Origin of the sequence: Liquorilactobacillus uvarum DSM 19971 (assembly GCF_001434935.1) — a bacterium.
GTDB lineage: Bacteria > Bacillota > Bacilli > Lactobacillales > Lactobacillaceae > Liquorilactobacillus > Liquorilactobacillus uvarum.
Window position 1 is genome coordinate 1 of the sequence record NZ_AZEG01000038.1, and the last position, 12,994, is coordinate 12,994.

A 12,994-nucleotide genomic window follows, 5' to 3' on the forward strand; every position below is an offset into this window, starting at 1 on the left:
ACAGAATTAGAACGAGTGTTTAGAAAAAGATGTGCCATTTATTGACATAGGAGCATTATGACTTATGCTACTGAAGAAGAGGCCATCACATTATTAGAAAATCTGCAGATTAATTATCAAAGGGTTGATCATCCACCATTGTGAACAATGAATGATCCACATGCTCCTAAAGGATTACCGGAAATTAAAAATCTTTTGATAAAAAAGAAAAAAAGTGACCAGTACTACCTATTTTTAACTACTAACAAACCCGTTGACTTTAAGTTATTAGCATCACAATTGAAGACTAGTCGCAATAAATTAAGATTTGCAAGTGAAAACGAATTAGAGGAAATACTGCACGTTGTCTCAGGAATGGTAACACCCTTGGCATTACCCAATGACACTCAACATAAAGTACAGGTATTATTAGACGCTGATTTAAAGAAATTGCCGGCAATTTCTGCACATCCCAATGTTAATACCGCGACCATTATTATTTCTTACGAAGACCTTATTAAAATAATAAAGCACATAGGGTATGATCCACAGATGATACAACAAGACTAGTTATGAATAACTTAAAGTTATCTTCAAAAATAGCTATGACTGTACATAGAGGACACGTGAAATTATACCTTTGAATGTTTTATCAAAAGATCTAGCTGCACTGCTTCTCTAAACGATTGGAACTTTTAAGTGCTAAATATCGAGATAAATTATCACTCTTAGAATTCAGCAGCATCATCTTACAAAAATAATACTAACATTCTATTTTTTATATATTCTAATTTTAATAAGATCATTCATTTAGTGATTAAAAAATAAAATGGTAGACTTATATATTGTACACCTACTTAATTGCCTTTATTTTTTCGAATGGAGTTGTATTTGATGTCTTTTATTGGTTCACTGATCATTATCTTGTTATCTACCACTCTTGCTGGACACTTAACTGCAAGGGCTAGAATTCCCGCAGTTTTAGGGCAACTCTTGATTGGCATAATAATTGGTCCTGGAGTTCTAAATTTAATTCACCCAACGGAACTAATAGATCAGTTTGCTGAAATTGGTGTGATTTTATTGATGTTTATGGCAGGTATTGAGAGTGATATGCAACAATTAAAAAAATACTTCAAACCGGCTTTATCAGTTGCGCTGGCTGGAGTACTATTCCCCGTAATTACCATGGGTTTAGCTAGTCTTTTATTTGGTTACCATTTTCAAGAAGCTTTATTTATCGGTGTGGTTTTCTCAGCTACATCTGTTAGCATTTCTGTAGCAGTGTTACGTGAATTTAAGGCTCTGAATAGAAAAGAAGGGGCGACAGTCCTTGGCGCAGCAGTTGTTGACGACATTCTAGGAGTCTCACTTCTCAGTTTGATGATTGCAATCATTGGCAGCACTGGCACTGGTGATGCCAATGAATTTGGCAGTTCGACTAATATTTTAATTCAATTAATTTTTCAAGGACTTTTCTTCATAGGCGTTTTTTTACTTGTCCGATGGATCGCGCCAGGGATCATGTATCTAAGCAACAAATTATTGATTCCAACTGGCAGAACTATTTCAGCTATGATCATCTGTTTGTCGATGGCCTATCTAGCTGAAATAATCGGCTTATCTGGTGCAATCGGCGCTTTTTTTGCAGGAATTGCTATTGGTCAAACACCAACTAAAAAGATTGTTGATAGTAATATTGAACCAATCAGCAATGCTCTTTTCGTCCCAGTTTTCTTCGTCAGTATAGGATTAAATGTTTCGTTCAATAATTTTTTCGTTTCATTACCATTTATTATCGTAATGACATTTTTTGCAGTTGTAACTAAATGGTTTGGAGGCGAGTCAGGAGCAGTATTAGCTGGATTTGATAGAAAAAGTAGCCGAGTAGTCGGAACAGGAATGATTGCACGTGGAGAGATGGCATTGATTACGGCACAAATTGGATTCAAAGCAGATTTGCTTGATAAGAATTTGTATGTGGACATTATCTTTGTGATCGTTATCGCAACATTGTTGGCACCACTGCTACTACGCTGGTCACTGAAAAAATTAAATATAACCAATTAACGCATTTGTGTAATTGTTAGTGGATACCGATTAAAAAAATCAGATATTTTTGGGACAAACAAATTTAAGAAGCTTTCAAAATAATATTTTTATTTTAAAGTTAGTAAATCGTCTGTTGAAATTACAAAATTAATCTCATTATTTTCAGCAAGAACTGCTAAAATTTAAACTAGAATGTTAATTGAATTAATATTTTGTTCCTTCATAAAAAAAGCAAAGGTACATTTCGATATAAAAATTAACTGCTTCATTTTGAAAAAGTGATAGTATGGAACTTGATCGTTTATTAAAAAATATAGAAAGGTTTGGTATTGACGTGATAACCTTAAAATCAAAACGAGAAATCGAAGGCATGAACAAGTCAGGTGCAATTCTTGCAGCGACTCACTTAATGCTAAAAAATAAACTTTATGTAGGGATGGATACGTGGGAAATTGAAAAATTGGTTGATGATTTTATTCAAAGTCACAATGCAACTGCCTCTGAAAAAGGGGTAGACGGTTATAAGTATGCTACTTGTATTAGTATTAACGATGAGGTAGCACATGCAATTCCACGCAAAGGATTAAAACTTAAAAATCATGATGTAGTTACAGTGGATTTTTGTGTCAACTGGCAAGGCTATCAAAGTGATTCCGCATGGACATACGTGATCGGAGAATCAACACCTGAGATTGAACATTTGCTATCAGTCACGCATAAAGCTCTTTATTTGGGAATTGAGCAAGCACAAGTTGGAAGTAGAGTAGGCGATATCGGATATGCAATTCAAAATTATGTTGAAAATGAAGAGCATATGGGAGACGTTCGTGAATTGATCGGCCATGGTATTGGTCCATCGGTGCACGAAGAACCTGATATTTTTCATTATGGAAAACCACATCGTGGTCTTCGCTTAAAAGAAGGCATGGTCATCACAATTGAACCTATGGTCAATTTAGGTGGCTCAAGTCATATCCAAACTAAGTTTATGCCGCGCATAGATTGGGAATACTATGTTTCTGGCGATAATAGTTTATCGGCACAATTTGAACATACTTTAGCAATAACAAATGACGGGCCAAAGATCCTAACGTCACAAGATAAGATATTCGATAAAGAATTTTTAATTTAATTAATTTCGCCAACTTAAGTTTGTTTAGTTTTTAAAACTTAAATTGGCATTTTTAATGTATTATCATAGTAATCACTTTATATCTGAAACAAAAAAATCTTAAAAGCAAGAAGAATTTTGAAAATAAAGTTCAAAAAATGTGGAGGATTAATATTTATGGGAATTTATATATTATTATTTACGATAGTTATTGGGACAGTCTTACTAGATTATGGTAAGATCAAAATCAAAAAACAGCCAAGGATCCTAGGTTACGTTTTGGTTACCATAGGAGGACTTTTTTTAGTCTTCGCTTGTTACGATATAGCAATAATTTTACATGCTTTTTTAATTTAAAAATTTAATCACTCATATTTACATCCGTTAAAGTTAATGCCGTAAAAATAGTGGCAACAACAGAAAATGCAAAAAAAGCACTACATCATTATTAAACATCTTGCAGTCAATATCTGAGAAAAATGCATACTACTGATTCTAAAAAAGATATTGATTTTTTATTTTAAAAAAGAATACAGCTTCAAAAAACAAAGAATATAGTAATACTGGTGTCTCAATAAATGTTATAGTCTTTATTATTAGTATCATATTAAAACAAAAAAACTGTATTATGCATACCATCTTTAATATTAGAACCTGAGGTAGAAATTGGCGAAACGACAGCAGTCCTCATAGCTCCTGCAAATTGCTGTGTTGTTTGAAAAATTGCAGTACCTTCGCTCTTATCCTTCTTTCCTAACTCTTCCCAAATACCGATAGCTAATACATCTGAACGATTAACACCTCCAAATAATATGCGTCCATGAATGTTAGAATTATGCTTTTCTAACCAGTGCGGAACTAAGACTAATTCTTCAAAATCATGGAATATGAATAATAAAGACATCAACCAATATGAAGACCAATCTGCCATTTTTTAACAATCTCCTTATACCAATAATATATTGTTGTTTTAAAGTATAATAAATAGAATTGGTGTATGTACCACAAAAAGAGGGGAGATGTGTCATGTCACGAGAGAAAATTATCAATCAGTCAAGAAGGGCCTTTATCGATGCTTTATTTTGCTTACTTGGAAGTGAGTCTTTTGAAAAAATTACAATTAAGCAATTAACTTTGGAATCTGGATATTCACGCAGAACCTATTATCGTTATTTTAGTAGTAAATCGGCCATTCTAGATGAAATGCTTTTTCAATATTTAAATAAGTTATCATGATTACTTACTGAAGTTAACAGTTGTCCCTGAAGATATTCCAAATTTATTTATCGGTTTTCTCTGGCCTCATCGTCAGGAATTTAGTCTGCTAGCTAAACGTAATTTGCTTATCCCGCTGTTAACACGACATATTACAACAATCGTAAATATGCTTCTAACCATTAACGTTCCTTGGAGGCAAAAAAAGAGTTCAAACAAGTTACAATATTACTATACGATCACCTATTCAGTCGGAGGCTTTTGTGTACTTTTAGATACTATTTTTAAAGAAAGCTTACCTCAAAATCCTCAGCAAATTAGTGACTCTTTAACAGAAGGGTTAAAAGAAATTACAATTCAAATAAATAACTAATTTTATCAGGGACTATATAGGTTATGGAGTCTAAAACTAATTGAACTAGACTGTGCCAGAAATGATAACTCGTTAATTGAACCTAATTTTTTTGCCTTTTGAAAAGAGAAAAAAGTTCTAAATGCTAAAGCAGACAATGAAATTGTCAGCTTCTAAAATTAGTCGTAGACATAAGACGATATGTACGGTATTTCGTCAGTTAGTCCTCAAATAATTACTATGTCAAAGGCTAAGTTAGATAATGGAATTATTTTAAGCATAGGTGTGATAAACATTTTTAATGTAAGCACCTTGATTCAAAAAACATGCTAATTGAAAAAGCTGAGAAAACATTTATGACATTAAACAGGTATTGTAAAAACTTGGGAGGTTGAAAATGAAAATTGCTGCACTTTATGACATTCATGGAAATTATCCGGCCTTAAAAGCTATTTCAGAACAGTTAGTTTTTATGAAACCTGATTTAATAGTTCTAGGCGGTGATATTGTCAGTGGACCAATGCCATTGGAAACCCTAGGCTTAATAAGTAAGCTGAAAAGTAAATTTAAAACTATTGGGATCTTAGGTAATAATGACCAAGACACTATTGATGCTTATAGTGGCAAAACGCTTACCTTATCAGAGCGCAGCCAAGAACAGATTGAATGGATCGCTGAGCGCTTAACCGCTAAACACATTTTAGAATTGAAGAAATTACCCATTAATGCCACAGTTGGCAATTATTTTTTTTGCCATGCGGTAGCCAGTGACAACATGACTATTTTTACAAAGCATTCCAAAAAAACAATAATCAAATCTTTATTTCAAGGTGTCAAATCTCCATTCATCATTTGTGGGCACACTCATTTGTAATTTGAAATTAATATTGATAAGCAAAAAATAATTAATGCTGGCAGTGTCGGTATGCCATTTTCTGACCAAGAGGGTGCACAGTGGCTCTGGATAGAGAATCAAAAATTCGATTTTAAAAGAACTTTGATTAATAAAGACAAGGCCATTAAAGATATTCAAACCAGCAATTATCCTTATATAAATGAATTCATCAAAAAGCATGTAGTAAATAACGTCCCTCTTGATGAAGCATACAAGATGCTGGAACACTTAATCAAAAAGGATTAGATTAGATTAGATTGTATTTATTATTCAATAATTTTTTACTGCTTTGGATTTTAAAGAAAAATTGCTCTAAGAAACAATGATGCTCAGTTTTATAACACAAAAAATAAATGAAATATTACATAGATAAATTAAGTAAACATAATATTTTTAAGTGTCTAAAAAAAATACGCGGTACCATAGTAATGAGGTGCTCCTATTTCATCAATTTTGCTACCGAAAGGGGAAGCATGTTCTTTCACTAGAGTAGAGCAAGATGACAACTTATTTTGACATCGAAGTAATCTAAAGAGCAACAGTTGGAGCAAGTTTATAAAAATCATTCGAAATGACGAGTAAATAAAAAAATTTAAAAATAATTTACTGGTTCATTATAAAGCATCGAAACATGTAAAAAGGCTACTAGAGTACAACACTAGTAACCTTCCTTTTTATTAACCGCTATTTGCTAACAATGTTGCTGTTTGACACTATTTGTTTAACAAACAATTTGTGAAATCGGATATCTTTAGTCAATTCTGGATGAAATGCAGTTACCAGAACATTATTTTGCTTAGCTGCAACAATTCGTCCATCAGCAAGTGTTGCTAAAGTCTTTACATCTGTTCCTACCTTTTCGAGGTATGGAGCACGAATGAAGACACCAGGAAATGGTTTTGTAAAATCTGCAACTTCAATTAAAGATTCGAAACTTTCACGCTGCCGTCCAAACCCATTTCGTTTTACCTCTCCGTCTAAACCATTCAGAGCATCCGATTGGGCCAATAAGACTAGACCAGCACAAGTTCCAAACACTGGAAAATTGTGCTGAACTAATTTTTTTAATGGCTCAAATAACTTTTCGCGAACTAATAATTTATGAATGGTTGTGCTTTCTCCACCAGGTATCACGATTCCTTTAATACCATGCAGATCAGATGGTTTGTTAATCAACTTAGTTTGAACATTGCATCGCTTCAGCATGTTTACGTGCTCACTAACAGCACCTTGAAGCGCTAATATTCCAATTACCATCTTTTTTCCTCCTAAATACCACGATTGGCCATTTTTTGTTCATCAGAAAGTGTTGAAATTTCAATTCCTTTCATCGCTGAACCTAGATTTTTGGACACATCTGCAATTAATGAATAATCTGTCGGATGAGCGGTGGCCGTGACGATTGCTTTGGCAAATTTTGCTGGATTTTCAGAATGAAATATTCCTGAACCAACGAAGATTCCATCTGCACCAAGATTCATCATCAATGCCGCATCAGCAGGGGTTGACACTCCTCCGGCAGCAAAATTAACTACTGGGAGCTTTCCGTCATCATGGACCTGCTTAACTAATTCATAAGGTGCTTGTAAATTTCGTGCAAGCATCACTAATTGGTTATCACTTGCAGCTTGGACCTGTGCAATCTGTTCATTCACTTTTTCCATGTGACGAACCGCCTCAACAATATTTCCTGTACCAGGTTCGCCTTTTGTTCTCAACATTGCAGCACCTTCGTTAATTCGACGCAATGCCTCACCTAAATCGCGGCAACCACAGACAAAAGGTACTTGGTATTTGTTCTTGTCAATGTGATAGTTATCATCAGCAGGTGTCAAGACCTCACTTTCATCGATGTAGTCAACTCCAATTGTTTCTAGGATACGAGCTTCAGCAATGTGTCCAATTCGTGCTTTTGCCATCACGGGAATAGTTACTGCATCCATAATTGCTTCAACCATAGCTGGATCTGACATCCGTGCAACACCACCAGCAGCTCGAATATCAGAAGGAACGCGTTCAAGTGCCATAACTGCCACAGCTCCTGCTTCTTCAGCAATCTTTGCCTGTTCAACATTTACGACATCCATGATTACGCCGCCTTTTTGCATTTGTGCCATCCCACGTTTAACGAGTGTTGTTCCTGTCTTTGCCATATATATTTCCTCCATCTTTTACTGAGAATTTACTCTATCTTATTGTATTGTAGTCGTGACTTAAACAGCCAATTGGGATATATTTATACCAACCAATTAATTTTGAGGAGGAATATCATTGCTTTGGAAATTACCAGATGGCGATCAAGCTATATATATCAAACTGATTAACCTGATTACTACAGGAATTGAAAATGGGGAATTACTACCGGGAGATCGACTACCCGTAGAACGTGATTTAGCCAAAAAATTAAAAATTAATCGTTCCACGATCCAACGAGCATTTAGTGAATTGGTCAGCCGTGGTATTTTAATCCGCAAATTAGGCAGTGGAACTTGGATTAATTCTGGCAAATGGGGAGTGTTGACACAAGGAATCAATTGGCAGAGATATATGACTACCAGTCGATTAGGGGACCCAGAAAATTTTACGACTCGATTACGTAAACTACAAAAACAGCCAGATGTTATTAATTTGTCTTATTCTAGTATTAGCATCCCTGATTTACCACTCACTTTTCCATCCATGACTGTCAATGACTTGATTGTACAGGAAAATGCAGATGATATCAGTGGCACGATAGACTTGAAACAACAGCTTATTATGCAACTTGAACCCTTTTTAAAACAAGAGATTTCATTATCACAGATTTTGATCACGTCGGGTGCGCAACAGGCTTTTTATTTAATTACTCAAGGATTATTGTCTTATGGAGATGCTATCGCAGTTGAATCACCATCATATTTTTATCAGTTATCACTTTTTCAGGCAGCCGGTATTCGAGTGTTTGGGGCCCCGCTCAAAGAAGATGGCAGCTTAGAGCTAGACGTGTTACAACAGCTTTACTATAAACATCATTTGCGTTTTCTGTTTGTTAATCCCACCGGTCAGAATCCAACAACTTGCAGTATGTCGTTAATGGAACGCAAAAAATTAGTTGAATGCTGTCGTCAGTTGAATCTGCCAATCGTAGAAGATGATTCATTAGGTCTTAGCAATGCCATTACTAAACAACGGGTGTCCCCACTGAAACGACTAGATCCAAGTAATGTCCTCTACGTTGGCTCTCTTTCATCACTAAGTGGAACTGGGACGCGAATTGGCTGGTTAATTGCACCGCCGGCAATTGTAGAGCGACTGGCCGAAATTCGCCAACAGATGGAGTCTGGCATTAGTGTCCTATCTCAGTCAGTAGCTACACAACTTTTACAGCAGCCACAATTGTCTCGATTGGTCCAAGCTCAATTGCACAATCTTGAAAAACAAAAAAAGTACCTGCTAAGAGCACTAGAACCTCTAGTTATGCAAAAAGCTATTTCTTATAACTTACCGACATATGGCAGTAACATTTGGCTTCAGTTGAATGTTGGTAGAAAATTAACTAATGCTGATTACAATCTATTTTTAGACCATAGATTACTTGTGTTGCCAGACTTTTTATTTGGAGTACAATCCAATCATGTTCGTCTTAGTTTTACACATATATCTGCTGCTAATGAATTAGAATTGGAAAAACGATTTAAATCTGTTATGGATGAGTTAGTATAAATATTTTTATATACTGATAACCTAGCAGCCGCCAATATTTTACTAATATCAATATCGACTTACTTTAAGATTAAAATGAATGCTCGATACTACCATTAAAACTATTCAAATTACTAAAAAGCAACTTGTTCAAAAAGGTACTGAGCGCAAAATAATAGTTTTTTAACAACTTGTCAGTAATTTCTAGTTTATTAAAAAAAGGATAAATCATTAATAATATATTATATACTCAATTGTTACAAACTTATAAATAACTATTGGCACAAACAATTTTCTTACGTATGATAAAAAATCAGATATGCAAATCTGTTTAGTTTTTAATAGCTTGAGTTACGGATTTAAAATTAAAATTAGAGGTATTGATAATGTTTAAGAAAAGAAAAATAAAATTGAGAATCAAGAAATATTGAGTGAAATGTATAACTTTGTGCTTACACCTGATATTTCAGAACGTGAAAGAAAAATAGGACTAATGGCAAAATTGGATTTAGAAAGGGGAAAATATACTGTTGCAGTTGTTAATCAGTTATTGTCAGTTTGCAACAAGAAGCAATGAAAAATGGATTGACATCCTCGGCTTCAGATTTTTACCATATATTAGAACCCATTTTGAATAAAATTGCACCTCTTGGAACAAATAGAGGATCTATATTAACTCACAGAAGTTATTTAGATTAAAAAATTTTGTCCTAAGCTTCTAATTAGACAAGTAGACGTATTACACAGGAGGGCTGGACCAAAAGTTAACCTTTGCTCTAGCTTCCTTATTGCTTCCGTGTAATTGTATTCTTGGTAAAAGTGATGGGTATGGTTGTAAAATGATTATCTTTATACGTCCGAGTACCAAATTAGTAATAGTTAGCTTCAATGATTTATATCAATCCGATTGATTAAATATAAAAACCGCCCTAAAAAGGAGCGGTTTTTTGATGTTAACTTTGGAATATTAAATTGCGATTATGCATTAAAAGTTTATTTTATTCAAAAAGCCGCAAAGAAAAATGTAATTTAACATCTATAAAACCTTATCCCGCAAAAACATCGTGAGTTTACCTACTCACAATGTTTATTTTTACCAAATACGGTCTTTGCAACTGAAACTGCATTTAAAACCCTCGGAAAACCGACGTAAGGTAAACAGTGGACAAAAGTTTCGATTATTTCATCACGAGTTATTCCTACATTTAGAGCACCCTGAATATGAATATTAAGTTGGTTGGACGTATCTCCTTGTGTTAATAAAGTAGTAATTGTGATCATTTCTCTTTGTTTCATGTCTAAAATATTTCGTGTTTTTGCTTCATCGAATTCCAAAAGTGTCTTTTGATCCAAAATAGGCGCAATATCTGCTAAACTATCTGAAACCAACTTACTCGCTTCTTTTCCGATAACTGCTTCACGTATTTTTAATCCATTTTCATATTTATTCAAAATATCTCCTCCTCTTATGTGATAAGGTTACTATAAACTATCAAGTAAACTTTACAGCAAGGAATATTTATATTTTTTTAAAAGGACGTTATAAGATGACTAAGACATATAAAATATCAGAGATTTCAAATATGACTAGGCTTTCAATTCCAACCTTACGTTATTACGAAAAATTAGGACTTCTTAACCCCAAACGCAGTTCAAATAACTATCGAATATTTACAGATAAAGATTTGGGTTGGATTGAGTTTATTAATCGAGCAAAAGCTACCGGAATGCCGCTCTCGAAAATTATCGAATATTCCAGCTTGCGAGAGCAAGGTAATGAGACAATTAAAGAAAGAATAGATATTCTTGAACAACAAGAACGAATCTTGTACGCTGAACAGCAAAAAATACAAGCACATATAGATTTTTTGCAAAATAAAAAACAGCATTACGCTAAACTAATAGCCAAATACAAAAATCACAAATAAAAAAAGAAGCCTTGCTCTCAAAACAAGGATTCTCGCGCAAATCGCTCCTAAAACAGTGGAGTATAGTTGAATAAATCAAATGAAAAATGATCATTGCATGTAAAGTTTTATATTTTTCGGTCTTACCTCAAATAATTCCTGCTTTTAAATATTCTTGCCACTAACTATTTTACAGAAGGTTAGAATAATAAAACAAACTTAAACTTGCTTATTGTTATTTTGATAAAGATAGTAAAGTATCACCCGAAATACAACTAAGAGCTTGAACACCAACTAAAATTTCGCCATTTTTGTCTAAATAGACTCTCACTCGTCCTAGCTTTTGAGATTGACTGACATGCAGCCATTTTTGCTTAATAAATTATTATCTTTAACCATAATAACTACACATCCATTGCCACTACCACAGACCGGGTCTTCAGTAACTCCTTCATTTGGAACAAATAAGCTAACTTCAAAATCGGTATTTTCTTTGGCCGACTTTTATCCAAACACAGTTACTTCAGCAATGCCAGCAAGTAAGTACTTTCCCTAATTCACTGAAATTAAGATTCAGATTTAAAACTTGCTGATCGTTTGTTAGCTGCAGAGTATCCCAAACAGCACCAACATCTATTATTTCACTAAGTTTAATTTCTTTATCACTAAAACCAATATACTTAAAAATATCTTTTAATAATTCAGGAGATACAACTTCTTTTTGAAGTTGTGGAAGTGTCAAGAACAATTGATCCTCTAAATTCTTTTGAATATGATTTTGGCATAAAAAGACTCCTTTAATAATTATTATACCTGAAAGGTATACCATAGAAATGGCCTATATTATCATCATAGGAGCATGCATTTGCTTAGTCGTCAGCTGATCTCCATCCATAACTACAGCCACGGGATTGCCTCTATAAGGTTCTGTTGTAAAAACATCTACTTGTTGAAAAGCATCTTTATTTTTCAGATTTCAATACCTTCCTTTGTTATTTTTTATGTTATAAATTCAAAAATAATACACTGATTTGGATTAGAACAGCATGAACGACTGTTAGAGAGACAGTTGCCTCACGTGAAAATACATGTCGACAACATTAACACGAAAGGAGATAAGTATTTCAAATCTACGCAGCGGTATTTAAATTGATACATACCAATGATTCTAGCCTATTTTTTTAATTCAAAGAATATTATAATTTTCCAAACTTTTATAACAAATAAAACAGAAATCTGATAAGAGAAGATTTGATGCCGAAAGTATCAATTTAAGCTGCGTATTCACCAAAATAGCGCTATTAAATGTTTAATTAGACTACTATCCCAAAAAACATAAAATCCTATGACAATATAACAGACCTTCATTAATTTTTCTCCATGTTTTTTCATAATTGTCGAAACTATGTTTATTTCAGAAACAAGTTTAATCAAAAAAACAACTAATACGGTTAGAGAGCCTATAAACAACAAACTTATCAAAAAATGCACGAAGTTTTCTCCGGCTAAAACAGGTAAAAAGATTGATAAATTACAGCCTGCACATACTGACAGATACGTAATAAGCACACTGAGTACTTGTGATTTATTTTTCCTAACACCACCATCATCATCATCGTCATTGTCATGAAAAGCCATATAAATGGGTAAAATTCCTAGGACACCAAGAATCCATTCTGGTAAAAATACAGTTAATACTTGTCCAATGAAATAACTTGCGCTTAATAGAAATATAGTACCAAGTAGTGCTCCTATCCTAGTATTTGGTACATAAATTTCTGAACAGTTGTGCCATAATTAAT

At 33.8% G+C, this 12,994-nt stretch carries 15 protein-coding genes and 2 pseudogenes; 9 read left to right on the plus strand and 8 right to left on the minus strand.

Annotated features, from left to right (window positions below; genetic code table 11):
- Window positions 1-147: 147 nt before the first annotated feature.
- The 3 genes from FD20_RS11005 (at window position 148) to map (ending at window position 3,163) form a co-directional block, all read left to right on the plus strand.
- Window positions 148-549: a YbaK/EbsC family protein gene (locus tag FD20_RS11005; protein ID WP_235807771.1), complete on the plus strand. Its 402-nt coding sequence runs from the start codon at window positions 148-150 to the stop codon at window positions 547-549.
- A 324-nt stretch (window positions 550-873) separates the two neighbouring features.
- Window positions 874-2,049 (plus strand): cation:proton antiporter, encoded by a 1,176-nt coding sequence (locus tag FD20_RS11010; protein WP_057738557.1) that lies wholly within the window; start codon window positions 874-876, stop codon window positions 2,047-2,049.
- A 316-nt stretch (window positions 2,050-2,365) separates the two neighbouring features.
- Window positions 2,366-3,163: a type I methionyl aminopeptidase gene (gene map, locus FD20_RS11015; protein WP_057738578.1), complete on the plus strand. Its 798-nt coding sequence runs from the start codon at window positions 2,366-2,368 to the stop codon at window positions 3,161-3,163.
- Window positions 3,164-3,749: 586 nt separating this feature from the next.
- Here map and FD20_RS13380 read toward each other — a convergent pair.
- Window positions 3,750-4,073, minus strand: a complete 324-nt coding sequence (locus tag FD20_RS13380; protein ID WP_057738561.1) for an HXXEE domain-containing protein — start codon at window positions 4,071-4,073, stop codon at window positions 3,750-3,752.
- Between the two features lie 95 nt (window positions 4,074-4,168).
- Between FD20_RS13380 and FD20_RS13860 the strand changes: the two genes are divergently transcribed.
- The 3 genes from FD20_RS13860 to FD20_RS13870 all read left to right on the plus strand — a co-directional run bounded on the left by FD20_RS13860 (window position 4,169) and on the right by FD20_RS13870 (window position 5,850).
- Complete coding sequence (locus FD20_RS13860) at window positions 4,169-4,378, plus strand: TetR/AcrR family transcriptional regulator (RefSeq protein WP_057738563.1); 210 nt, start codon at window positions 4,169-4,171, stop codon at window positions 4,376-4,378.
- 728 nt (window positions 4,379-5,106) lie between these two features.
- The gene (locus FD20_RS13865) at window positions 5,107-5,583 is read left to right on the plus strand and encodes a metallophosphoesterase family protein (RefSeq protein WP_235807772.1); all 477 of its coding nucleotides are present in this window, start codon (window positions 5,107-5,109) and stop codon (window positions 5,581-5,583) included.
- 51 nt (window positions 5,584-5,634) lie between these two features.
- Window positions 5,635-5,850, plus strand: a complete 216-nt coding sequence (locus FD20_RS13870; RefSeq protein WP_235807773.1) for a hypothetical protein — start codon at window positions 5,635-5,637, stop codon at window positions 5,848-5,850.
- A gap of 438 nt (window positions 5,851-6,288) precedes the next feature.
- On the opposite strand, the gene pdxT is transcribed toward FD20_RS13870, so the two are convergent.
- Window positions 6,289-6,861 carry a pyridoxal 5'-phosphate synthase glutaminase subunit PdxT gene (pdxT, locus tag FD20_RS11040; protein ID WP_057738564.1) on the minus strand — a complete coding sequence of 191 codons (573 nt, stop codon included), beginning with the start codon at window positions 6,859-6,861 and terminating at the stop codon, window positions 6,289-6,291.
- A gap of 11 nt (window positions 6,862-6,872) precedes the next feature.
- Window positions 6,873-7,757: a pyridoxal 5'-phosphate synthase lyase subunit PdxS gene (pdxS, locus tag FD20_RS11045; protein WP_057738566.1), complete on the minus strand. Its 885-nt coding sequence runs from the start codon at window positions 7,755-7,757 to the stop codon at window positions 6,873-6,875.
- Between the two features lie 118 nt (window positions 7,758-7,875).
- On the opposite strand from pdxS, the gene FD20_RS11050 reads away from it, so the two are divergent.
- On the plus strand, window positions 7,876-9,306 hold the full coding sequence (locus FD20_RS11050; RefSeq protein ID WP_057738568.1) for an aminotransferase-like domain-containing protein: 1,431 nt from the start codon (window positions 7,876-7,878) through the stop codon (window positions 9,304-9,306).
- A 415-nt stretch (window positions 9,307-9,721) separates the two neighbouring features.
- Window positions 9,722-9,984 (plus strand): annotated as a pseudogene (locus tag FD20_RS14060) (bacteriocin immunity protein).
- Window positions 9,985-10,359: 375 nt separating this feature from the next.
- Here the strand turns inward: FD20_RS14060 and FD20_RS11060 are convergent.
- Window positions 10,360-10,737 (minus strand): carboxymuconolactone decarboxylase family protein, encoded by a 378-nt coding sequence (locus FD20_RS11060; RefSeq protein WP_057738570.1) that lies wholly within the window; start codon window positions 10,735-10,737, stop codon window positions 10,360-10,362.
- A 95-nt stretch (window positions 10,738-10,832) separates the two neighbouring features.
- Between FD20_RS11060 and FD20_RS11065 the strand changes: the two genes are divergently transcribed.
- Window positions 10,833-11,213: a MerR family transcriptional regulator gene (locus FD20_RS11065; RefSeq protein WP_057738572.1), complete on the plus strand. Its 381-nt coding sequence runs from the start codon at window positions 10,833-10,835 to the stop codon at window positions 11,211-11,213.
- 315 nt (window positions 11,214-11,528) lie between these two features.
- Here the strand turns inward: FD20_RS11065 and FD20_RS14115 are convergent.
- From FD20_RS14115 to FD20_RS11075, 4 genes and pseudogenes are all read right to left on the minus strand, one after another.
- Window positions 11,529-11,681 (minus strand): annotated as a pseudogene (locus tag FD20_RS14115) (hypothetical protein); the annotation flags it as partial.
- A 34-nt stretch (window positions 11,682-11,715) separates the two neighbouring features.
- Window positions 11,716-12,021 carry a hypothetical protein gene (locus FD20_RS11070; RefSeq protein ID WP_162255649.1) on the minus strand — a complete coding sequence of 102 codons (306 nt, stop codon included), beginning with the start codon at window positions 12,019-12,021 and terminating at the stop codon, window positions 11,716-11,718.
- A gap of 9 nt (window positions 12,022-12,030) precedes the next feature.
- Window positions 12,031-12,165: a PhzF family phenazine biosynthesis protein gene (locus FD20_RS14015; RefSeq protein ID WP_157060918.1), complete on the minus strand. Its 135-nt coding sequence runs from the start codon at window positions 12,163-12,165 to the stop codon at window positions 12,031-12,033.
- Between the two features lie 311 nt (window positions 12,166-12,476).
- Window positions 12,477-12,968 (minus strand): cadmium resistance transporter, encoded by a 492-nt coding sequence (locus FD20_RS11075; RefSeq protein ID WP_083489133.1) that lies wholly within the window; start codon window positions 12,966-12,968, stop codon window positions 12,477-12,479.
- Window positions 12,969-12,994 lie beyond the last annotated feature (26 nt).

Coding starts and splice junctions, on each gene's coding strand:
- FD20_RS11005 (WP_235807771.1), top strand. CDS start 148: ATGAATGATCCACATGCTCCTAAAGGATTACCGGAAATTAAAAATCTT.
- FD20_RS11010 (WP_057738557.1), top strand. CDS start 874: ATGTCTTTTATTGGTTCACTGATCATTATCTTGTTATCTACCACTCTT.
- FD20_RS13380 (WP_057738561.1), bottom strand. CDS start 4,073: ATGGCAGATTGGTCTTCATATTGGTTGATGTCTTTATTATTCATATTC.
- FD20_RS13860 (WP_057738563.1), top strand. CDS start 4,169: ATGTCACGAGAGAAAATTATCAATCAGTCAAGAAGGGCCTTTATCGAT.
- FD20_RS13865 (WP_235807772.1), top strand. CDS start 5,107: ATGAAAATTGCTGCACTTTATGACATTCATGGAAATTATCCGGCCTTA.
- FD20_RS13870 (WP_235807773.1), top strand. CDS start 5,635: ATGCCATTTTCTGACCAAGAGGGTGCACAGTGGCTCTGGATAGAGAAT.
- pdxT (WP_057738564.1), bottom strand. CDS start 6,861: ATGGTAATTGGAATATTAGCGCTTCAAGGTGCTGTTAGTGAGCACGTA.
- pdxS (WP_057738566.1), bottom strand. CDS start 7,757: ATGGCAAAGACAGGAACAACACTCGTTAAACGTGGGATGGCACAAATG.
- FD20_RS11065 (WP_057738572.1), top strand. CDS start 10,833: ATGACTAAGACATATAAAATATCAGAGATTTCAAATATGACTAGGCTT.
- FD20_RS11070 (WP_162255649.1), bottom strand. CDS start 12,021: ATGGTATACCTTTCAGGTATAATAATTATTAAAGGAGTCTTTTTATGC.